This is a genomic window from Citrobacter sp. Cpo061, from assembly GCF_030332845.1.
GTDB classification, from domain to species: domain Bacteria; phylum Pseudomonadota; class Gammaproteobacteria; order Enterobacterales; family Enterobacteriaceae; genus Citrobacter; species Citrobacter portucalensis.
In genome coordinates, this window is record NZ_JAOWHB010000050.1 from 374,915 (window position 1) to 397,365 (window position 22,451).

The 22,451-nt window shown below is 51.4% G+C and carries 22 protein-coding genes; 6 read left to right on the forward strand and 16 right to left on the reverse strand.

All coding sequences use genetic code 11. The features are described from left to right. Positions 1–2: 2 nt before the first annotated feature. The 4 genes from OGX97_RS16640 to OGX97_RS16655 all read right to left on the reverse strand — a co-directional run bounded on the left by OGX97_RS16640 (position 3) and on the right by OGX97_RS16655 (position 3,035). Positions 3–1,247, reverse strand: coding sequence for a mechanosensitive ion channel family protein (locus OGX97_RS16640; protein WP_153753592.1), 1,245 nt, complete (start codon positions 1,245–1,247; stop codon positions 3–5). A gap of 65 nt (positions 1,248–1,312) precedes the next feature. Continuing rightward, positions 1,313–1,966 carry an oxygen-insensitive NAD(P)H nitroreductase gene (gene nfsB, locus OGX97_RS16645; protein WP_136391610.1) on the reverse strand — a complete coding sequence of 218 codons (654 nt, stop codon included), beginning with the start codon at positions 1,964–1,966 and terminating at the stop codon, positions 1,313–1,315. Between the two features lie 119 nt (positions 1,967–2,085). After that, positions 2,086–2,454, reverse strand: a complete 369-nt coding sequence (locus OGX97_RS16650) for an MmcQ/YjbR family DNA-binding protein (protein ID WP_008784040.1) — start codon at positions 2,452–2,454, stop codon at positions 2,086–2,088. Further along, positions 2,454–3,035 (reverse strand): TetR/AcrR family transcriptional regulator, encoded by a 582-nt coding sequence (locus tag OGX97_RS16655; RefSeq protein ID WP_071445801.1) that lies wholly within the window; start codon positions 3,033–3,035, stop codon positions 2,454–2,456. The genes OGX97_RS16650 and OGX97_RS16655 overlap by 1 nt, the downstream gene beginning before the upstream one ends. 189 nt (positions 3,036–3,224) lie before the next feature. Between OGX97_RS16655 and OGX97_RS16660 the strand changes: the two genes are divergently transcribed. Both OGX97_RS16660 and OGX97_RS16665 read left to right on the forward strand, forming a co-directional pair. Beyond that, the gene (locus OGX97_RS16660) at positions 3,225–4,337 is read left to right on the forward strand and encodes an MBL fold metallo-hydrolase (RefSeq protein WP_279850423.1); all 1,113 of its coding nucleotides are present in this window, start codon (positions 3,225–3,227) and stop codon (positions 4,335–4,337) included. Positions 4,338–4,354: 17 nt separating this feature from the next. Then, entirely contained in the window at positions 4,355–4,696 is a 342-nt protein-coding gene (locus OGX97_RS16665; RefSeq protein ID WP_003021996.1) for a RamA family antibiotic efflux transcriptional regulator, read from the forward strand. A 21-nt stretch (positions 4,697–4,717) separates the two neighbouring features. On the opposite strand, the gene OGX97_RS16670 is transcribed toward OGX97_RS16665, so the two are convergent. Together OGX97_RS16670 and OGX97_RS16675 are read right to left on the reverse strand one after the other, a co-directional pair. Beyond that, the gene (locus tag OGX97_RS16670) at positions 4,718–4,966 is read right to left on the reverse strand and encodes a DUF1158 family protein (RefSeq protein ID WP_048214732.1); all 249 of its coding nucleotides are present in this window, start codon (positions 4,964–4,966) and stop codon (positions 4,718–4,720) included. A gap of 66 nt (positions 4,967–5,032) precedes the next feature. After that, entirely contained in the window at positions 5,033–6,151 is a 1,119-nt protein-coding gene (locus OGX97_RS16675; protein WP_048226155.1) for a YbdK family carboxylate-amine ligase, read from the reverse strand. Between the two features lie 142 nt (positions 6,152–6,293). On the opposite strand from OGX97_RS16675, the gene OGX97_RS16680 reads away from it, so the two are divergent. Further along, entirely contained in the window at positions 6,294–6,998 is a 705-nt protein-coding gene (locus OGX97_RS16680; protein WP_008784046.1) for a GNAT family N-acetyltransferase, read from the forward strand. A gap of 42 nt (positions 6,999–7,040) precedes the next feature. On the opposite strand, the gene OGX97_RS16685 is transcribed toward OGX97_RS16680, so the two are convergent. From OGX97_RS16685 to OGX97_RS16720, 8 genes are all read right to left on the reverse strand, one after another. Continuing rightward, on the reverse strand, positions 7,041–7,826 hold the full coding sequence (locus tag OGX97_RS16685) for an SDR family oxidoreductase (RefSeq protein ID WP_003831169.1): 786 nt from the start codon (positions 7,824–7,826) through the stop codon (positions 7,041–7,043). Between the two features lie 35 nt (positions 7,827–7,861). After that, a complete protein-coding gene (locus tag OGX97_RS16690) occupies positions 7,862–8,659 on the reverse strand; it encodes an SDR family oxidoreductase (RefSeq protein ID WP_235124793.1) in 798 nt (265 codons plus the stop codon). A gap of 53 nt (positions 8,660–8,712) precedes the next feature. Beyond that, on the reverse strand, positions 8,713–9,780 hold the full coding sequence (locus tag OGX97_RS16695) for an ABC transporter permease (RefSeq protein WP_003831171.1): 1,068 nt from the start codon (positions 9,778–9,780) through the stop codon (positions 8,713–8,715). A 17-nt stretch (positions 9,781–9,797) separates the two neighbouring features. Beyond that, entirely contained in the window at positions 9,798–11,342 is a 1,545-nt protein-coding gene (locus OGX97_RS16700) for a sugar ABC transporter ATP-binding protein (RefSeq protein WP_008784047.1), read from the reverse strand. 1 nt (position 11,343) lies between these two features. Beyond that, complete coding sequence (locus tag OGX97_RS16705; RefSeq protein WP_279850425.1) at positions 11,344–11,964, reverse strand: DUF2291 family protein; 621 nt, start codon at positions 11,962–11,964, stop codon at positions 11,344–11,346. A gap of 43 nt (positions 11,965–12,007) precedes the next feature. Beyond that, complete coding sequence (locus OGX97_RS16710; protein ID WP_003831174.1) at positions 12,008–12,943, reverse strand: D-ribose ABC transporter substrate-binding protein; 936 nt, start codon at positions 12,941–12,943, stop codon at positions 12,008–12,010. Positions 12,944–13,068: 125 nt separating this feature from the next. Beyond that, positions 13,069–14,589: an FGGY family carbohydrate kinase gene (locus OGX97_RS16715; protein WP_003831175.1), complete on the reverse strand. Its 1,521-nt coding sequence runs from the start codon at positions 14,587–14,589 to the stop codon at positions 13,069–13,071. Positions 14,590–14,926: 337 nt separating this feature from the next. Next, positions 14,927–15,877: a sugar-binding transcriptional regulator gene (locus OGX97_RS16720; protein ID WP_235124787.1), complete on the reverse strand. Its 951-nt coding sequence runs from the start codon at positions 15,875–15,877 to the stop codon at positions 14,927–14,929. A gap of 361 nt (positions 15,878–16,238) precedes the next feature. Between OGX97_RS16720 and OGX97_RS16725 the strand changes: the two genes are divergently transcribed. Then, positions 16,239–17,069 carry a transketolase gene (locus OGX97_RS16725; RefSeq protein WP_003831177.1) on the forward strand — a complete coding sequence of 277 codons (831 nt, stop codon included), beginning with the start codon at positions 16,239–16,241 and terminating at the stop codon, positions 17,067–17,069. Then, positions 17,062–17,997, forward strand: a complete 936-nt coding sequence (locus OGX97_RS16730; protein WP_008784049.1) for a transketolase family protein — start codon at positions 17,062–17,064, stop codon at positions 17,995–17,997. The genes OGX97_RS16725 and OGX97_RS16730 overlap by 8 nt, the downstream gene beginning before the upstream one ends. Positions 17,998–18,000: 3 nt before the next feature. On the opposite strand, the gene entD is transcribed toward OGX97_RS16730, so the two are convergent. Together entD and OGX97_RS16740 are read right to left on the reverse strand one after the other, a co-directional pair. Beyond that, entirely contained in the window at positions 18,001–18,624 is a 624-nt protein-coding gene (gene entD / locus OGX97_RS16735) for an enterobactin synthase subunit EntD (RefSeq protein ID WP_008784050.1), read from the reverse strand. A gap of 50 nt (positions 18,625–18,674) precedes the next feature. Further along, entirely contained in the window at positions 18,675–20,969 is a 2,295-nt protein-coding gene (locus OGX97_RS16740; RefSeq protein WP_279850427.1) for a TonB-dependent siderophore receptor, read from the reverse strand. 253 nt (positions 20,970–21,222) lie between these two features. Between OGX97_RS16740 and fes the strand changes: the two genes are divergently transcribed. Next, the gene (gene fes / locus OGX97_RS16745) at positions 21,223–22,440 is read left to right on the forward strand and encodes an enterochelin esterase (protein WP_279850428.1); all 1,218 of its coding nucleotides are present in this window, start codon (positions 21,223–21,225) and stop codon (positions 22,438–22,440) included. Positions 22,441–22,451: the final 11 nt, after the last annotated feature.

A 22,451-nucleotide genomic window follows, 5' to 3' on the forward strand; every position in this document is an offset into this window, starting at 1 on the left:
CTTTATCGCTGAAACGCGCCAGACAGTGCGCGAATATCGTTTCCGGTAGGCGACTGATGAATGCGCAAGCCAAACTCTTCGACTACGGCAAATATATGGTCGAAGATATCAGCCTGAATACTTTCATATTCCAGCCAGACCACCGTATTGGTAAAGGCATAAATTTCGATCGGTAATCCGTGATCGTCCGGCGCAAGCTGGCGCACCATTAACGTCATATCTTTGCGAATACGCGGATGATGACGCAAATACTCGTTCAGATAAGCGCGGAAGGTGCCAATATTGGTCATCCGGCGGTGATTCAATACCGATTCAGGTGCATCTAACTGCTGATTCCACTCGTCTATTTCCTGGTGACGTGTGGTTAAATACGGTTTCAGCAGGTGGGCTTTATGCAGCCGCTGACGTTCATCCTCATCAAGAAAATGGATGCTGGTGGCATCAATGCTGATGCTGCGTTTAATTCTCCGACCGCCTGAAGCCGACATTCCGCTCCAGTTTTTAAAAGAGTCTGAGACCAGTGACCAGGTTGGGATAGTGGTGATGGTGTTATCCCAGTTGCGCACTTTGACGGTGGTTAAGCCAATATCAATGACCGCGCCATCGGCACCGTATTTCGGCATTTCCAGCCAGTCGCCAAGCTTTAACATATCGTTGGCGGAGAGCTGTATTCCGGCCACCAGACCGAGGATAGGGTCTTTAAACACCAGCATTAACACGGCGGCCATTGCACCCAAACCGCTTATCAGTATTGCCGGTGACTGGCCAATCAGCAGGGAAATCATCAATATTCCGACGAGAATTGCGCTGATGAGTTTGATGCCCTGGAATATGCCTTTTAGCGGTAATTGCGATGCGGCAGGGAGTTTTTGCGACAGATTGAGAATAACGTCCAGCAGAGAAAACAGTGACAGCAGGGCGTACATCATGATCCACAGCTGTGCGCAGTTCACTAATATTTCTGCGGCTTCGCTGCCTTTCTGTAGCCAGAGTGCGGCCTGTATATTGACAATGATACCCTGCAGGGTGAATGCCAGCCGGTGAAATAACTTGTTCTGCGTGATGATTTGTAGCCACAGGCGGGAGCTGGCGTTGGCGCGCTTTTCAAATGCGCGTAATACCACCCAGTGCAAAATAACGTGAACAATAATGGCGGTGATAAAAATAATGCCAAAAATCATCACCAGCGAGGTGGTGTGATTTATTTCAATGCCGAGTTCTTCTACCTGAGATATCAATTCCTGCATAATGTCTCCTTAATAAACAGCGGTCTATGATGACCGCTGTGCGGAGCTTATGCAAATGCGGAGGATTAGACTTCCGTCAGCGTCGTTTCCAGCGGCAGACGAGATTTCGGCAGCGCGGCGTTGAAATCTTCTACGCTGTGATGACCCACAGGAACCACCACTACGCTGGTGAAACCTTTTTCTTTCAGGCCAAATTCTGCATCCATGACCGCTGAATCAAAGCCTTCGATCGGCACCGCATCCAGGCCCATCGCCGCAACGCCCAGCAGGAAGTTACCGACGTTCAGGTACACCTGTTTTGCCATCCAGTGGTTGTCATCTTTCAGTTCTTTGCGATGCATGTCGGCAAAGAAGGTGCGGCCTTTGTGGTTTGCAGCTTTCGCTTCAGGCGTGGCGAAACGACCATCGCTTTCTTCTTGATCCACCACGCGTTCCAGCCACGCATCGTCCATCGCCGTTTTGGCGCAGAACACCACGACGTGGGAAGCATCCAGCATTTTACGTTCGTTGAATACAAAGCTGCCGGCTGCGGATTTAGCCACACGCGCCTTACCTTCGTCAGTGCTGGCGACAATAAAGTGCCATGGCTGAGAGTTGGTGCTGGACGGGCTAAACTGCAGCAGCGTTTTTAATTTTTCGGCCTGCTCAGCGGTCAGTTTTTTATTCGGATCAAATGCCTTAGTGGAGTAACGTTTTAAGGCGACAGAAACAATATCCATAACTACTCCTGGTGATTTTCCATACCCTGCGGGTGCGTTTTGTTTCAGCAGGGTACAGGGTTAGCAGGAAAAAGATAAGACAGGAAAATGCAAAAACACTTATCGGGGTTAGCGATAAATCAACCTGGACGCAGGCGTTTTTGATCCCGCTTCGGCAAGCCGTCGACGACGCGGTGCCAGGAATCATTCACCAGCTCTGCCAGTAATGACTCGGTAATATCGTCACCAGGATAGACCGAGATCCAGTGCTTTTTATTCATGTGATAGCCGGGCTTAATGCTGGGGTAGATCTGCTGGTTTAACAGTGATTTTTGCGGATCGGATTTCAGGTTAATAAGTGGCCGTCCGCGAAGCTCCGTGACCAGCATAAAAATTTTACCGCCAACCTTGAAGACATCGTATTCCGGGCCGAAAGGCCAGCAGTGTTCGGTAAAAGGTAGTTCGAGCGCAAGGCGTTTCGCACAGGCAGGAAGGGTCTGGCCGTCCATTATTGTTCCTCGCGGGTCAGGGCGCGCCACATGGCTTCAAATCCCATCGAAATATATTCATTTGCGCGGGCAGCGTCGCGGGCGGCGAACTCCATGGTGGTTTCTGCCAGAGAAAGGAATAGCCCGTCGCCAAAGGCGCGATATTCGTCAGACATAAACTCGGGTCGTACGGAACGATGACAAAGATCGCGCAGTTCCGGGAACATATCGTCAGCCTGTTGTTCGGTTTCCTTGCTTATTTTCTCGCTGACGGCCAACTGACGAATCGTGCGATGCCCGCAGGTGTGGTTCAGGCCCCAGCTAATGTAGCTGTTCCAGATGTAGTGAGTCATGGTTTTGGCATCGGTCACTGAACGATCCAGGTTTGCCATCATCGACTGACAAAGGTCTTGCTTCAAAAAGAGGTAAAGCTCGTTGATCAAATCATCTTTGGTCGCGAAATAGCGAAACAACGTTCCCTCCGCAACCCCTGCATTACGGGCTATCACGGCGGTCGAAGCCGCAACACCTGATTGTGCAAATGCTGTGGTTGCAGCTTCCAGTAATGCCAGTTTTTTGTCTTCACTCTTCGGACGAGCCACTACACTTTACCCTTAAGTCTGTAAAAACATGATTGAATCACGGCGTTTGCTGCGCCGCAACGGCGAATGTCAAAGATTGAAAATCATCTTGACGGAGAACTTTCGATTTCTATAATGAGTGCTTACTCACTCATAATCAAGAGTCAGTCGCGCAAACCAGCGGAAAGGGGGCGCGTTTAAGGTCAGGATATGAAGCGTCTCACAGTTTGTGTGGTTGTTATTATGCTTATTGCTGCAGCTGCAAGTTTACCGTTTGTACTCAATGCCGGGTTTGGTCAGGCGCCGCAAGGGGCACAACTGAGTCAGGTTGAACAGTCACCGCACTATCGTGATGGACAGTTTCATAACCAGGTGCCGACACCGGGCTATACCGGCAACAAAGGCATGCTGGCGGCCTGGTGGGAGTTTCTGGTCGCTAAGCGTGAAAATGCACGACCAGCACAACCGTTACCTATGGTCGCGACCGATCTCGCCGGGCTTTCGCCGCAGCAGGATTCCCTGGTCTGGCTGGGCCATTCTTCGTGGTATTTACAGCTGGCGGGTCAACGTATCCTGATTGATCCGGTTTTCAGCAATTATGCCGCACCGTTCTCGTTCCTGAACAAGGCCTTTGCCGGAGATTATCCGTGGACCGCACAGACGATGCCGGAGATAGACCTGCTCATCATCTCGCACGATCACTATGACCATCTGGATCTCGCCACTATCAAGGCGCTAATGCCGAAAATTAAGCGGGTGATTACGCCGCTTGGCGTCGGGTCGCATCTGCGTTACTGGGGGATGCGCAGCGAGATAATCGAAGAACGGGACTGGAATCAGTCCGTCAGAGTGACGGATTCGCTGATCGTTCATGTGCTGCCCGCCCGTCATTTCTCGGGGCGCGGTATCAAACGCAACCAAACGCTATGGGCGAGCTTCATGTTCGAAACGCCGGAGCAGAACGTTTATTACAGCGGCGATTCCGGCTATGGACCGCATTTTAAAGCCATCGGCGAGCAGTTTGGCTCTGTCGATTTGGCGATTATGGAGAACGGTCAGTATGACCAGGACTGGAAGTTTATTCACATGATGCCGGAAGAGACGGCTCAGGCCGCGGCAGATCTGCATGCGAAAGCCGTGTTGCCAGGGCATGCCGGCCGTTTCGTTCTGGCAAAACATACCTGGGATGATCCTTACAAACGACTGGCGCTTGCCAGCCGTCATCAGGATTACCGACTGCTGACGCCAATGCTGGGTGAACCGGTAATACTGTCCGAACCGGACCAACCGTTTACGGCCTGGTGGCAACAGGTGACTCAATGAATACAGGGGAGAGCATGATGACGATTTCTGCTCAGGTAATTGATACGATTGTTGAATGGATTGATGATAATTTGAATCAGCCATTGCGCATTGATGATATTGCACGCCATGCGGGATATTCCAAATGGCACCTGCAGCGTCTTTTTATGCAGTACAAAGGCGAAAGTCTTGGGCGTTACATCCGCGAGCGCAAGCTGCTGCTGGCGGCGCGCGATCTACGCGATACCGACCAGAAAGTGTACGACATCTGTTTGAAATACGGATTCGATTCGCAGCAGACCTTTACGCGTATTTTCACCCGTACGTTCAGCCAGCCGCCGGGAGCTTATCGCAAAGAAAATCATAGCCGAACGCATTAACGGCAACGGGTTCTCGCGGGCCTAATCCGCCAGCGAGAACCAGCGCCGCCAGATAAAACGCAGCAGCAAATATTCAAGCACGCCCAGCAGTAAAAACCACAGACAAAACAGCAAAGTATAAAACTGATTGAGATCCATCAGATGAAAAATGGCGACGAGTTTTTGTGCCAGCACCAGGCCAAGTGAGGGGGCGGGTAGCAGCAGGCAAGACAAAAAAGCCAGTAGCAGGATCCCTGCGACAGTCATCAGTGATTCAAGCGGGTGTTTCATGACATTGTTAAACTTGAGTTAAAAAGCTATTGTCCGGGATCTCTGCGGACAACGCAAATCCCACGCTTACAACCCCGCCCAAATCTCACAATGCTTTTTCACCAGACCACTCAACGATCCCCCTTCCGCCACGAAATCACGCATATTCTGTGCTTCGTCATGACCATGTTTAACCTGTAGGCGTAAGGCTTCAATCGCGCTGGTTGCGCCTACTTTATCTGCAGAGGTAGCGATATTCTCCAGTAGTCGCAATGTGTCTTCTGACAGGCGGCAACCGTCGCCGGTATTGACGTCGGTGACGATTCCCGCCATACCAAAGCGACAGGCCTGAAAACGATTGAATTTATACAAGAGATAATCACGCTCCTGGTGTTTGAACGGGCGTTTGGTGAGTAACCAGTGGGCGGTAGCCTGAATAAGTCCTGCCATATTGACCGCATGATCAAGGGTCAGCGGTGTATCCATTACCCGAACCTCTACCGTGCCAAAGTGCGGGCTGGGGCGGATATCCCAGTGTAAATCTTTAATGCTATCAATCATGCTGGTGTAAGCCAGTCGACGGAATAGCCCCTCGAATTCCTGCCAGTTATTCACCCATGGCATCGGGCCATTATCGGGAAATCCGGAGAATATATTCAGTCGCGCGCAGGCAAACCGCGTGTCGGAGGTCTGCATATAAGGTGAGGCGGCCGAGAGCGCAATAAAATGGGGAACAAATCGCGACAGGCCATGTAGCAGGTAAATTGCATCGTCGCCGTTTGCGCAGCCGATATGCACATGCTGGCCAAACACCGTCGCCTGCTGGATAAGATAGCCAAAATTTTCCAGGTTGCGCCGATAGCGTTCGTCATCGCAGACTTCCTGACGTTGCCATTTTTGAAATGGATGTGTGCCACCGCCACAAATGGCGAGGTGATGCTCTGCAGCAACTCGCATAATTATCTGCTGCATAGCGGACAATTCAGCATCAGCCTGGTCGATATTGCGGCAAACTCCGGTCGCCATCTCCAGCATACTTTCGGTGATATCGTGCTTCACTTCTCCGGCGGTGAGCTGCGGTTTTACGGCGTCAATCAGCCGGGAGGAGTCCTGACTCAGGTCGTAACCTGGCGGATTGACCACCTGCATTTCCAGTTCAATGCCTAACGTAAAAGGGTCGGAAACATGAAAATCGGGTAGTGGCATAAGGCTCTCTTCCGCGTTGATTTTTAATCAGTATAGAAGGACTGCTGATTTTCTGTTCGTCGTCAAAATCACCCTTGTGACGCTTTGAAGGTGTAATGGCCGGTGTTATAACTATTTTTTACTTCGCTACTGGGGTTGAATCGTGCCGGAAATAAATCTTTATGGGCAGACCGTCGGCGATGTCGTGCCGGACTGGAATGGCGCTGCCGTACTGCCACGGGAAACGCTGATAGGGCAATATTGTCGACTGGTTCCCCTGGATGCCGACAGCCATGCCGCCGATCTGTTTGATGCCTACGCGCAGGCGCCGGACGATCGCGACTGGACCTGGCTTGCAAGCTCTCGCCCCACAAGCGTCGAGGCCGCAGTTTGCTGGGTGCAGGGGAAAGTTACTGATGCATCTCTGGTTCCCTATGCCGTCATTGAACAGCGTTCAGGACGAGCTGTCGGACTGGTGTGCTTTATGGCGATTGAACGAGAGCACGGTTCGGTCGAAATTGGTCATGTGACCTGGTCACCGCGTATGAAAAATACGGTTCTCGGCACCGAAAGCATCTGGCTGCTGTTACGCCAGGCATTTGCGTTGGGCTATCGTCGCGTGGAGTGGAAATGCGATTCTCTGAACACCGCTTCTCGACGGGCAGCGGAACGCCTTGGGTTTATCTTCGAAGGTCGCTTTCGCCAGAAGATTGTGCGCAAGGGGCGTAATCGCGACAGCGACTGGTTATCAATGATTGATAGCGAATGGCCCCAGTGTGACGCCGTGTTACAGCGCTGGTTGGCCGCAGAGAACTTTGATGAACACGGGCGGCAACGAAAAACGCTGGCTGCCTGTAGCCGCGAATAAATTAACGCCCGCAGCTAACAATGGCTGCGGGCGTATTGCTGTTTACCAACAGATAAATCCGCCATCTACAACCAGGTCTACACCGGTGCAAAATGAAGCGGCATCGCTGGCCAGAAAGAGTGCCGGGCCCGCCATCTCTTCCACTTTTGCCATGCGCTGAATTGGCGTCTGGCTTTCAAACTCCCGCGTCTGATGAACCATTTCCGGTCGAGTATTCATCGGCGTGGCGGTATATCCCGGGCTGATGGAGTTCACGCGTATTCCTTTTCCAATCCACTCCATCGCCAGGCTTTTCGACAGATGAATCACCCCCGCCTTAGCGCTATTGTAATGGGCTTGTTCAAGGCCTCGGTTAACAATAATCCCGGACATGGATGCGATGTTAATAATCGAGCCACCACCGGATTCCAGCATCAGCTCGGCTTCGGCTTTACAGGAATTCCACACGCCAGTGAGGTTAATGTCGATAACGCGCTGCCACTGCTCGCTTTCCATTTCCAGCGCAGGGTTGGCGTTGGCAATGCCTGCGGCATTGACCGCAATATCCAGACGACCAAAGCGTTCCTTCGCCAGGGCTACCGCGGCGCGAAGGTCGCTAAGCTGGCGGACATCGCCCGTATAGAGCGCAGCCTGGGCGCCAATAGCGGTGATAGCATCAACGGTCGCGTTCAGCCCGCCGTCTTCGCGCAAATCAAAACAGATCACGTGCGCGCCCGCGCTGGCAAGTGCGCAGGCGATAGTCTGACCGATGCCGCTACCTGCGCCAGTAACGAAAGCGACGCGCCCCTCAAGATTAAACAGTTGTTGAGCAAAATCTTTTGTAATCATAGTGATGACTCTCTTAACAGATACCCTGGTGGGCATTAAGACATAATCAGGCCGCCATCGATGTTGATGGTTTGTCCGGTGAGATAACGCGCATCGTCAGAGGCGAGAAAAGCGACCAGTCCGGCGACATCCTCAGGTTTGCCCGCGCGTTTCATGGGGATGCCTTTAACCCATTCCGCCATCAGTTCACCTTTGCCATAGCGTTTTTCATCTGTGCTGAGAATTTCGCCCCAGACACGATCGTTGTAATCCCACATTTCGCTTTCGATTATCCCTGGGCAAAAGGCGTTGACGGTGATATTCCACGGTGCCAACTCATGCGCCAGGCTTTGCGTAATACCAATTACGCCCATCTTGCTGGCGGCGTAGTGTGGGGTATAGATGAAACCCTGGCGTCCCTGACCGGAAGAGGTATTAATCAGACAGCCCTGGTTTTGCTTAACCATATATTTTGCTGCTTCCCGACAGCAGAGCCATACGCCAGTGGTATTTACGGCAAGGACTTTTTCGAAATCGGCTTTCGGCATGCGGTCGAAATAGTCGATGGTGATAACACCCGCGTTTTGAATCGAGACATCAATGGTGCCGAAGCGCGCTGAGGCCTGCTCGTACAGAGATTGCACCTGCGCCTCATTGGTGACATCCACCTGCAAAGATAAAATATCTGCCTGATAGCGCTGACGAAGCTGTTCCGCTGTTTCGTGGACGCGCTCTGCATTAGATACCATCACCAGGTTTGCGCCGTCGCGGGCAAAACGTTCGGCGATACCTGCGCCAATCCCTCGACAAGCACCAGTGATGACAATTGTCTTACCATGAAAATCACGTTGCATATTTTTATCCCCTGTATAGGCCGGGCAAAAGATGCCCGGCGGAATGTTGCTGCTTAACTGGATACGGTATTTACTGAAGGTGCTGCCGCCAACTTTTCTTCATGGCGACGCATAAGAATGACTTTGTTCTGCAGCTTTTGCTGGAACTGATCGACAACAACGGCGGTGACGATAACCACACCTTTGATAACCATCTGCCAGAAGTCGCTGACGCCCATCATCACCATGCCATCGGCGAGGAAGACAATTACGAAGGCACCGATAATGGAGCCGGAGACGCGTCCGCGTCCTCCCGCGAGCGCAGTTCCGCCCAGCACAGTTGCGCCAATGGCATCCATCTCAAACATATTGCCGGTCATCGGATGTGCGGTTTGCAGTTGTGAAGCCACAATCAGCCCAACAAAAGCGGCACACAGGCCGGAAAAGGCGTACACAAAGATCTTCGCTTTTACGATAGGGACACCCGCCAGACGTGCGGCGGACTCGTTCCCTCCAATCGCGTAGATATAGCGGCCAAGTGGGGTTTTGGTGGTTACCCAGTAGCCCAGCAGCAGGAAGGCAATCATCAGCCAGATAGGGAGATAAATCCCCAACAAAGTACCTGAACCCAGCGTGGCAAAACCGGTATTGCCCAGCGCGTCCATGCCGTTAAGATTTGGGTAAGTGCTGCCGTCGTTAAACAGAAGAGCAGATCCTCTGGCAACGTACATCATGCCGAGCGTACAGATAAACGGCGCAACGCCGAAACGCGTGATGACGGCACCGTTGACAAAACCAACGACAACGCCGAAGAGGGCAACACAGATTATGACCTCTGGTACGTTGAAGAAGATGATGTTGCCACCCCAGATGGGCAGACCGTTGGTAAGCAAGGCGCCTGCAACCATGCCGCAAATACCCGCTACCGCCCCGACGGACAGATCGATACCGCCAGTGAGTATCACCAGCGTCATACCAATTGCCAGTAAGCCCGTGATGGCGACGTGCTGGGTCATGATCAACAGGTTAGAGGTGGTCAGGAAATTAGGTACCATCACGCTAAAGAATGCGATAACCAGCAGCAGTGCGATAAACGTTCTGGCCTTCAGGAGGTACATATAAATCATATATTTCTGGTTCATGATGGATTCCAGCCTGATTAATCTTGAGGTGTAGAAGCCGCGATTAATGTCTCGCGGGTGACCGCATGACGGGGGACATCAGCGGTTATTCGGCCATCGGCCATCACCAGAATACGGTCCGCCAGCGCCATCACTTCGTCCAGCTCTGATGAAGAGAACATCACAGCCAATCCTTGCTGCGCCATTTTGCCGATAAGGTGATACACGTCGGTTTTGGCACCCACATCAATGCCTCGGGTGGGTTCATCAAGGAAGACCACCTGCGGTTGCGTCATCAATGCTTTACCCAGCACCACTTTTTGCTGATTACCACCGCTTAATGAGGTGATAGGCAATTGGGGATCGCTCACTTTGATGGCCAGTTGCTGGATCATCGCCTTCACGCTGGCCTGCTCTTTATGCGGGTTTAACCATTTCCAGGCCCGACGAAAGCCTTGCAGGCTGAAGTCAGACAGCGTCATGTTGGACTGAATCGACATCATCTGAACAACGCCTTCGCCCTGACGGTCTTCAGGCACCAACGCCAGCCCCTTTTTAAGACGTGACTGAAAATGGGCTTTATCAATGCATTCGCCGTTAAGCTGCACGCTCCCACTCTGGCAGGGCATAAGTCCCACCAGACCTTTGAACAGTTCCGTGCGTCCAGCGCCCAGCAGACCATAGATTCCGATGACTTCGCCTTTACTGAGGCTAAACGTCACGTCATTAAGCTTATAGCCGCCGCTCGGATGAAGGGCTGTGAGACCCTGTACGGATAAAACCGTTTCACCTTTTGGTGCGGGTTGATAATCAAAATGTTTTTTCTTGTCACCCACCATTTGTTCAATGATCCACGGAATACTGGCATCATTGACTGGGCGTTCGCTGATAAAACGACCGTCGCGGAAAATCGTGATGTAATCACCAATTTCCATCAACTCTTCCAGACGGTGAGATATATAGATGATGGTGACACCGCGCCGTTTAAGTTGCTCAATGACGTTAAACAACACTTTCACCTCAGACTGGCTGAGTGCGGAGGTTGGTTCATCCATGATTAAAACGCGGGTATCTTTGGAGAGCGCACGAGCAATTTCGACCAGTTGCTGATGACCGATCCCTAGTTCCTCCAGAGGTGTATACGGATCAACATCCAGCTCGAGTCTTTCCAGTAAGGATTTTGCCAGTGCGTACTGGTATTTTTCGTTGATTTTCCCTTTTTGAAAGAACTCGTTAGCCATGAAAATATTATCCATGACATTCATGTTTGGGAATAAATTCAACTCCTGAAAAATAATGCTGATACCCAGTTTTTCGGCCTGATGGGTCGAATTTAATGTGACGGGTATGCCATCCATAATAATTTGTCCGGAAGAGGGACTTTCGACACCAGCAAGCATTTTCATCATGGTGGACTTACCAGCACCATTTTCTCCGATCAGCACGTTTACTTTATTCCGATATACCCGGTAGTTGACGCTATCTAATGCCACTACCCCAGGGTAAACACGCGATAAATCGTGTGTTTCGATAATAACTTCAGATTCGACGGAATGAGGAGTGACGATATCTTGCTGCTGCATGTTATTGTCCTCCTACAGATTCAATTTTCGCTGGTGTAATAACCGGGATGGATTTTGGTATCTCCCACTCAGAGAAAACACCATAAACGTGTACTGATTCTCCGGTTTTAAGCTGCGCAGATTGGATCATCTTTATTGCTTGTTCGTTAATTCCTCGACCATATTCACCAAATAATACCTGGTCATTGAAATCACTATAACTTGTGCCTTTAAAGGCATCGCGTAATTGTGTGCCGCGCAGCGTCGGACCAATCTGCACAATAATGCTGTTGCCGCTATTATCGGCGATAGTCATTTTTCCACTACGAGAGGCGGTATCAAGATTGCTAATTTTTCCTTCTACTTGTACGTAAAAGATGCAGGGATTCTCTTCCTGAGAACGGTAGCCGAGATTTTTACAGGCGCTATCAAAATCTTTTTCAGCATGCAAGGCCATTAATAAATCGGCCACCGGACGAGCCTGCCCGACAATTTGCGGAACAATTTTGTTTTGCCACGTTTGATCAATATTGGCCATGTGTGGATTCGGTGGCGACTTGAGGTCCGCAAGTTCCTGCTGCGAGACGATGCGGCATCCGCCCACGGTCAACAAGGCCAGCGCAAGCCAGGCTTTTTTAGACATAATGTTCTCCTCTGCGCCTCCTGAGAGGCGCAACAACCCGGGATCAGGACTTGATATTGAAATCCTGCACTTTATCTGCGTTTTCTTTAGTGATAAGAATTCCGCGGAACATGACGCGTTGTTTTTCGGGTTTTATGCCTTTTTGCAGGTAGTTATCCAGATCGGTAACCCCTTGTGCTGCGATAGCCTGAGCCTGGAGCATGACGGTTGCCTGTAGAGTGCCTGCTTTCACCGCATCACGTTCGTCGTTGCTGCCGTCGATACCGACCACTACCACGTCGCTGCGGTTCGCCGCTTTTAATGCAGCAATAGCGCCCAGTGCAACAGGACCGTTACCGCAGATGATACCTTTCACGTCCGGGTGGGCCTGTAGGATGCTGTCCATAATACGTTTACCGTCGATAAGCGTACCTTTGGCATCCTGTCTGGCGACACTAACCATATCCGGGAACTGATCAATAACCTGGTGGAAGGATTTGGAGCGCGTAACACAATTATTATCCGCAAGGTTACACGTCAGTTCAGCATATTTACCTTTTTCGCCCATCTTCTCGACGAAAATATTTGCAACTTCGGAACCCGCCTGGAAGTTATTGTGGGTAATTTGCACCAGTGCAACATCATCAACGGGAATTTCACGGTTGATTAATATGACGGGAATTCCAGCTTTTTTCGCTTTTTCAATTGCCGCGACGCTGGCCGTTGAATCTGCATTATCCAGAACGATACCCTGGACTTTTTTGCCGATTGCCGTATCAATCAATTCATTCTGTTTTTTCACATCTTCACTGTGCGACAAAATTGTGGTTTTGTAGCCCAGTTCCTTGGCTTTTTCACTGGCACCTTTTGCTTCTGAGGCGTAATACGGGTTATCCAGTGAATTCACCATAATCATGATTGTCCCTTTTTCCGCTGCATGAGCAGTAAAAGACAAAGCAGTCAGGGTTGCAGCAGTTAACAGCGTTAAACGTAATTTCATGACAATGTTCTCTCTGTGTTGTTATTGTCGGGTACGGTGAAACAACGTAAAGCTTGAATTTCTTATGGTCCGGTGTCCTCCTGTATATGTGGTAAATAACGTCGCGCGTTTTCCCAGGTGAGGCATCAGGCGGACGGGGCCGGTTTCCATAATGTTCTGTTTACCGCATGGCGCCATTCCTGCCATCTTTTTTGCAACCGATGATGGCGATCCATGTCGGGTTGAAATGTGCTATGTACGGTTAAAAAAGCTTTTAAATCAGTCAGTGAGCCAGGGTAAAGCGCTTTACGCGCCAGTAATGCCGCGCCAATGGCGGAAAGTTCTGGCACATCGCTACGCATAACCGGATAACCAAGCAAGTCTGCCTGGTATTGCATTAGCCAGTCGTTTTTGGTGGGGCCACCGTCAACCATTAATGCAGTTAACTTGAAATCATCGTGCTGCTGCATGGCAACTACAACATCGGCGATTTGATAGGTAATCGACTCAAGTGCGGCACGAATGAGATGTGCTCGTTTAACTCCCCGACTGAGTCCGCAGATGACTCCACGGGCACTATCATCCCACCACGGTGCGCCAAGCCCGGTCAGTGCTGGCACAAAATAAACGCCGAGGGTTGAATCAACGGAGGCGGGAAGGGTGTTGAGTTCGTAGGTCAGTTCGGCATCCGAAAGTTCGCTCAGACCCGTACTGTCTGCCATCCATGCCACCGCATCACCCGTGTGCGGGATATTGCCTTCCAGTCCGTATATGATGCTGTTTCCATCGTGCCAGGCGATGGTGGTAGCCAGTGCGTCAATATCACATTGGGCTGATTTGACCGGCGCCATCACCGATGACCCGGTACCGTAAGTTGCTTTAACGCATCCCATTTCGCCAAGAGCATGGCCAAACAGAGCGGCATGTGAGTCACCCACCATCGACATCACAGGAATGCCGTCTGGGATGCCATTGAGTCCACGAGTATGACCAAATAATCCACTGGAGGGTTTTATTTCCGGTAAGGCGGCGCGCGGAATGTGGAAGAGTGCCAGCATGGCTTCATCCCACTCTCCAGAGTGCAGGTTTAGCAACTGTGTGCGGGCGGCATTGGAATAGTCACAGCAGAAGGCTTCACCAGCGGTTAAATTCCATAGCAACCAACTGTCGATCGTTCCCAGGCAAATTTGTCCCTGCGCAGCCAGCTGTGGGCCATCGGTCACGGATTCCAGTAGCCAGCGCATTTTTGATGCGGAGAAAAGTGGTGCGATTGGCAGACCAGTGGTTGATTTTATTAGTTGTTCTTTATTTTCATGCCGCAGTTCCTCGCAGTAAGCCGCACTGCGCGTACATTGCCAGGTGATTGCGGAATTTAGCGGTCTGCCAGTCTGGCGATACCAGCCTATGGCGGTTTCACGCTGATTACTGATAGCCAGTGCTGCGACGTTTTCAGCACCAACATGATTCACAGCTTTGGCAATGACACCAATAGAAGCATCAATCAACACCTCGCCAGATTGTTCAACCCAGCCATCCCGAGGGGTCTGAATCGCCAGTGGCTGAGAAAACTTTGCCACCACATTGCCCTGTGCATCAAGCGCAACCGCTTTGGCGTTAGTTGTGCCTTCATCCAGCGCAATGATGAACTCTTTCTTCGCTGCACACATAGATTATCTCCTGAGTCACATTGCGTCCCGGTTTGGAGGATAAAGCCCCCTCATTGTCGCGTCATTACTACATCAGGCCTGGCTGTGACATCGTTTTTCAATTATTGAATATATATTCGATGGTGATTATTTATTTAATACCTTAGCCACAATCTTTCCGTTGGGCTACAGAAAAAATCATCAATTGTGCTGAGAATCACACTTACACAGACGGGACAATAACAGAAAGAAGAGTAAATTAAGGCGAGGTGAAACCTTTCAGTCTATTGAAATATATGGATTTTAGTCACAGCCTTTGCTTTTATCTTTCGTGCAAAGGCTATCAGCGAATTGAGGATCAGGAGGTGACCAGCATGCGGGCCGTAGGATAGTCGGTAATGAGCACGTCGATATAACCTCCGTTCAACGCCCCTTTAATTGCCGCGACTTTGCCTGTACCGCCAGCAAGCGCCACGACATTCGGGCATTTTTTTACCTTGTCCAGGGCCATGCCAATCACTGGATCTTCGTCATCTTGCAATACCGGCTGGCCCTTGTTGTCGTAGTAATGCAGGCAAATGTCTCCGACCGCGCCGCGATCTGCCAGTACCTGCAACATATCTTCGTGGTAGTAGTTGCCTGATGTTTTCAGCAATTGGGACGGTTCGAGGATCCCAACGCCAACAATGGCGATGTCTACATTATCAAAGCGTGAAATCACATCGGCGACATCTTTGCTGGCAACGAGACGGTTTTTCTCTTCAACCGAGCCTTCGATACTCTGCGAAGGAAGCAGCCAGGCTTCACAATTCAGATGTTGTGCCAGCGTCTGCGTCAGAATTGTGGCCTGTACGTTGCCGTTGGGACCCACGCCGCCCAACAATTGAATTACGCCGCCGGCCTTCAGGTTCTGCGTATGGACTTCATCCACCATCGCTCGGATAGTCGAACTCCATGAGGAAACGCCCACCAGATCTTTGGGGCGCAGCCTGGTTTCCAGATAGTGGGCTGCGGCAGAACCAATGGCGCGTTTGATGGTGTGGTCGCTGGCATCCTCTTCGGTATCAACCACAATGGCCTGCTTAATGCCGTAACGTTCCTCGATCCCTTTTTCAAGATTCAGGAAGATATTTGAGGGCTGGACAACGCTGATTTTCACCACCCCTTCTTTCTGACAGCGGGTGATGGCGCGGGAGATAAACGACTGAGAAAGCGAGAGAAGTTGAGCAATATCGGACTGTTTGCGTCCTTCAAGATAGTAAAGGGTAGCGATTTTAACCAATAGCCGTTGTTCGTCCTGCTTAGCCATATATTTCCTCGAAAATCATTTACGTACCGCCATTATCTTAATGCGTTTTATCATACGCGAAAATTGAAGACAGGTAAGTGTGATAAAGCTCTAACTTTAACCAATCCTCCAAAACAGCTATGGACAAATACGAAAATTAGGTTGCATAATTGAATAAAGAATCATTTGTGAATATATATTCATGGTGGTTACAGGTCAACTTATTATTACCAGCGTCAGTGTGGTCGCGGTAAGGAGGCAGAATGTTCCTGAGTATGATACAACGGCGTAAGCCTGAAGATGTGACGTATGGGAAATTCTGGTTTTTTTAGTCCCATGCGGAATAAATATTCCATATTGAAAATAAATTCAGAGGTGCTAAATGAATCCCTGGAACTATGATATCCAGACTCTTGAGCGCAAAGCGCGGGCGGTTCGCCGTCACATTGTTAGATTAAATGCTAACAGCCCTGCGGGTGGGCATACTGGTGCGGACTTGTCTCAAGTTGAGCTGTTGACGGCACTCTATTTTCGTATACTCAATGTCGCTCCGGAGCGTATCGCTGATGAGGCTCGGGATATCTACATCCAGTCTAAAGGTCACGCGGTAGGCTGTTACTACTGCGTTCTGGCGGAGGCGGGTTTTTTTCCCGTTGACTGGCTGGAAACCTATCAACATGCCAATTCCCATCTTCCCGGACACCCGGTGCGCCAGAAAACGCCGGGTATTGAGCTGAATACCGGTGCTCTGGGCCACGGTTTACCTGTTGCGGTGGGACTGGCTCTGGCTGCGAAGAAAAGTAACAGTTCACGCCGCATCTTTTTAATCACAGGCGATGGCGAACTGGCCGAAGGAAGTAACTGGGAAGCGGCGCTGGCTGCTGCTCATTATGGCCTCGATAACCTGATCATTATTAATGACAAGAACAATCTTCAATTAGCCGGACCGACTCGCGAAATCATGAATACCGATCCGCTTGCCGCAAAATGGCAGGCATTTGGTATGACGGTGACTGAGTGTCAGGGGAATGATATGGCGTCGGTTGTCGCCACGCTGGAAGGACTTAAGCAGGACGGCAAACCTAACGTCATCATTGCCAATACCACGAAAGGCGCGGGTATATCTTTTATCCAGGGGCGCCCTGAATGGCACCATCGGGTGCCAAAAGGTGAAGAGATCGAACTGGCTCTGGAGGAATTAAAAGATGAGTAATGCAGAACACCTCGCGAACGTCATGGTTCAGGCGTTCATTGATGCAGTGGAACAAGGTGTTGACCTGGTGCCGGTCGTAGCGGACTCGACATCAACCGCGAAAATTGCTCCTTTTATAAAGCAGTTTCCCGGTCGCCTGGTCAACGTAGGTATTGCCGAACAAAGCATGGTTGGAACGGCGGCAGGACTTGCACTTGGCGGTAAGGTCGCCGTCACCTGTAACGCTGCGCCATTTCTTATCTCCCGTGCCAATGAGCAAATTAAAGTCGATGTTTGCTACAACAATACCAATGTGAAGCTATTCGGTCTTAATGCTGGTGCCAGCTATGGCCCGCTGGCGAGCACTCACCATTCGATCGATGATATTGCCATTATGCGAGGCTTCGGCAATATCCAGATTTTCGCCCCATCTTCGCCACGAGAGTGCCGACAGATTATCGATTATGCGATTGGCTATCAGGGACCGGTATATATTCGTCTTGATGGAAAAGCTCTGCCGGAACTTCATGACGAGAGTTACCGTTTTGTTCCGGGGGCGGTGTTGACGCTGCGTGAGGGGGAGCATGTGGCGCTGGTGGCAACGGGCTCGACAGTTCATGAAATTGTTGATGCCGCCGCGCTGTTGGCTGACGCGGGAATTCAGGCGAAGGTGGTCAGTGTACCTTCAATTCGACCATGTGATACCAAAGCCCTGTTGTCAGCACTACAGGGCAGCAAAGCGGTGATTACCGTAGAAGAGCACAACATTAATGGTGGGTTGGGAAGCCTGGTGGCAGAAGTGCTGGCTGAGGGCGGAGTCGGGGCGGTGTTAAAGCGTTTAGGCATTCCGGATGGAGAGTATGCAGCGGCAGCGGATCGTGGCTGGCTACGCCAGCATCATGGTTTTGACGCCGCAGCTATCGCTGCTCAGGCGCGAGAACTGCTGTGACGTTCACACTGTTGCCAGTGTGATTACATCATTGCCCGAGAACCGCCATTGCACGCGATACGTTTGGTGGTGCGCGCGGAGGATCATCTGGTTATGCTGTAACACCACGATTTGATATTGCGTAAACCCGGCGTCTGCTTGTCTTGATGTCCGGGTTGCTTTAAAAGCGCTCTCTTTGGCGGAAAACGCCAGGGTGAGCGCCTGTTCAATAGACAAGCCGCTGTTTGCCAACAATTCTTTCTCAGCATGAGTGACAATGCTACTTGCCAGTTCGGTTGCCGTTTGTGGCGTAAAAATGGCTTCTATGTCAATACCCACCGGCTGTCTTGATACCACCGCCAGCGCAGTTGATGCGCTATGGCTGATACTGCCAAACAGCCCCTGCGGCCATACCGGTTGGCGTTGTGTACCGATGCCGGGTACCGTTTTAAGGCCAAATTCGCGCAAAGCGTGTACTGCGGCGATCCGCCCTGCTAAGTGTTCAGCTTTACGCTTGCGTCCGCTGGACAGAAGCTGGGCGTGGTGGGGGAGCCAGAGCAGATCGTGGTCATGGCAGCTGGCGGGATCAAACTCGACAAAATGCAGCGCGTGGTCGGCGAAGGGAAGCGATGTGTGTGTTGTACGCATGGTTGTGTATCGTTTCCCTCTCCCCGTCGCGAGGAGAGGGAACAACGCTATCAGAAGTGGGTGTTAACGCTCATATACCACGTACGACCCGGTTCGTTATAGGTGTACGCGCCAGCGCCCGCCATATAGTCGCCAGTTTTGATATCGCTGGTGGTTTGGGCATTACCTTCACGCCACAGACGTTTGTCGAAGACGTTATCCACGCCGCCGGTCAGGCTGACGTTTTTCGTCACATCCCAGGTCGCGCTCAGGCCGACGATGCTGTACGGACTCACTTCCTGGGCTGAACTGCCGGTTACTGGTTTACCCTGGTAATCATATTTCTTCGGCTGTTGTTTGCCGTACCAGGTCAAGGTGGATTGCAGTGACAAATCTTCACGCGCCTGCCAGCTCAGCGTTGAGTTCAGCGTGTATTCAGGAATAATCGACAAGCGTTCGCCGGTCTCTTTATTCTTACTTTGCAGCATGTAAGTGATGTTGTTGGTCCAGGTAACGGTTTCGCTAACCGGTACGTTCAACGTCCCTTCCAGGCCTTCCACCACAGCTTTAGGTACGTTTTCCCACTGATAGATATCGGTGTAGGTTGTTGTTTCTTTACCCGTAGTCGGGTTTTTCTGGGTAATTGACGTTCTGCTTAGCGGTACAGTCCCCGCTTCGATCTTGTTACGGTAATCATTGCGGAACCAGGTTACGCCGGCCAGCCAACCGTCACGTTTGAACTCCAGACCAATCTCTTTGTTGATACTGGTTTCGGCCTTCAGGTCATCGTTGCCCATCATGTAGCAACCAATGCCCGTCGCAGATCCGGTGGCATAGCAGCCCTGGCCTTTGCTGTACAGAATATAGTTCGGGTTAGTCTGGTACAGGCTAGGTGCTTTATAGGCCCGTGCGATACCCATTTTCAGCGTAAAGTCGTCGCCCAGACCTTGGGACAGGTTCAGGGACGGGCTCCAGTTGTCGCCAACGACGCTGTGGTGGTCGAAGCGCAGACCCGGCGTCAACATGGTGCTGTCGGTCAGCTCCATGTTATTTTCAGCAAACAGGGAGAAAATTTCAGCCTGTGAATATGGGCTACGATCGGTGCTGCTGGCACCAGGTATGTTCCCGCCCATAAAGGTCTGGGTATTGGAACTCATGTCTTTCATTCGCTGCTGGTTCCATTCGGTACCGAGCGTCAGGTTCTGGTTAACTAACAGGTCGAATGGAATGCTAATTTCGCTGTGCAGGGTGACATCCGCCAGGTCAGTGTCGGTAAATTGATTACTGTTAAATAACCCTTCAAGGCCACCTGCCAGACCTTCACCCAAACGGGAGTTACGGGTGTGTTCGTATTGCGCCCAGTTGCTGGTGGTAATGCCGTTGTCCCAGCCGCCGTTCCACGTCAGCGCATAGTTCTGGCGGTACATACGGTTGGTTTCTTTACCGTAGTATTTTTTTACCAGCCCGTTAGTTTTGTTATCGTTGTTGGTGTTTTGAGTGTCACCCGCATACAGGTTGCCCTGACGGCTGTAGCCAGCTTCAAACTCCAGCGATTGCATTGGGGCAAAATCCCAACGCAGCAGGCCGTTGATATCTTTGTTTTTAACCCCTTCACGACCCGCAGGCATCGTATCTGCGTAATCGCCCGTACGTGTTGACTGGTGACCGTCGTTAATGTCCCAGGCATCGGCCTGGGTTTTGTCGAGGTTACCGTTCAGGCGGAAGCTGAAATCTCCGCCCAGCGGTCCATTCAGACTAAAGTTGGTACGCTTGGTTGAACCTTCTTCTTTGTGTTCCGGGGCGTTGAAATAGGTATTCCAGGAACCATGCCACTCATCGCCGCCTTTCTTGGTGATGATGTTCACCACACCGCCAGCTGCGCCATTGCCATAGCGTGCTGCGGCAGGACCGCGCAGCACTTCAATACGTTCAATCATTTCCGGAGCAACCCAGGCGGTATCGCCACGAGTATCACGCTCGCCGCGCCAGCCCTGACGCACGGAGTTACGGCTGGTAACCGGTTTACCGTCGATCAAAATCAGGGTGTTTTCTGGCCCCATGCCGCGAATATCGATCTGGCGGTTGTTGCCGCGCTGACCGCTGGTTGAGTTACCGGTCAGGTTAACGCCAGGCATGGTACGGATGATTTCCGACACATCGCGAGCGGGAGGGTTCTTACGAATTTCATCAGCGGTAATGGTTGAAACGCCCGGCGCCTGCAGGTTCTGCTGGGCGGCGGTAACGACGATGGTGTCTTCATGAGAGACAGCGACGCTATCGGTTTGATCTTCTGCCATTGCTGGCAGGGCTACCCCGTAAATCCCTAAATTGACCAATAAGGCCAGTGAATGAATCTTGTTGTTCATTGTATGTCCTGCTGTTCTTTTAGCCACGAGAACCAATGTGCCGTGGTGCGGCATTTGGCCTGATGTCGCCCGCATCTGCGTAAACTATCCATTCCAGAAAAAGTACGCAGTGCCAGGTCGGTTTATAAGTGGTGAAAAACTGTACGCGCTTCCCACAGCGCGACAATACGCTATTGCAAATGCAAATAGTTATCAATAATATTATCAATATATTTCACGCTAGATCATAAAATTTCACAATAAACATGGGGTTATGGCTGTGACGACGTTAAAGATGGGAAGCGAGGCGTGGTGGCAGTCGAAAAAAGGCCCGGAGTGGGAGCGTGAAGATAACGGAAATTATCGGGTAACCTTCTGGTGGCGTGACCCACAGGGAACGGAAAATGAGTCAGCCATTCATCGCGTTTGGGTTTATATCACCGGCGTCACCGACCACCATCAAAATGCCACCCCTCAGTCGATGCGACGTATTGATGGAACAAATGTTTGGTGCTGGAGTGTTTCCCTCAGCGCCAACTGGCGTGGCAGTTACTGTTTTATCCCAACAGAGCGCAACGATATCTTTTCCTCGCTTGTGGCAGGCGAAGCGCCTGACCGAAACGTGCTGCGTGAAGGCTGGCGGCAATTGCTGCCACAGGCCATTGCTGATCCCCTTAATCCGCAGAGCTGGCGGGGCGGTCGTGGCCACGCGGTGTCTGCGCTGGAAATGCCGGAGGCACCCGTACAGCCAGGATGGGATCGACCTGAACCCCCAAAATCCCCCGCAGTGTGCCTGCAATGGCATAGCGCCAGGCTCGGCAATACGCGTCGCGTATGGGTGTTTACCACCGGTGATGCTCAACCCGAAACGCGTCCGTTGGCTATCCTGCTGGATGGGCAGTTTTGGGCACAGAGTATGCCGGTCTGGCCTGCGTTGACTTCACTCACGCATCGCGGACACCTTCCTTCTGCCGTTTATCTCCTGATTGATGCCATTGATACGGCTCACCGCAGCCATGAGCTACCGTGTAATGCGGATTTTTGGTTGGCGGTGCAGGAGGAGCTATTACCACTGGTGAAGACAACGACCGCGTTTAGTGACGATCCGCAGCGCACCGTGGTGGCTGGGCAAAGTTTTGGCGGGTTGTCATCGCTGTATGCCGGGCTGAACTGGCCCGCGCGCTTTGGCTGTGTGCTTAGCCAGTCGGGCTCTTACTGGTGGCCGCATCGTGGTGGTCATCAGGACGGGGCGATCGTCGAGCAACTGAAGACCGGGACCGTCAGCGCTCAGGGGTTGCGTATTGTCCTGGAAGCGGGGATCCGCGAGCCCATTATTTATCGCGCTAATCAGGTGCTATATGCCCAGTTACCTTCTGCACCACAGTCTATTTTCTGGCGTCAGGTTGATGGCGGACACGATGCTCTTTGCTGGCGCGGCGGTCTGATGCAAGGGCTAATGACGCTCTGGCAACCGCTTACCGACATGATTTAACCGGACGATGT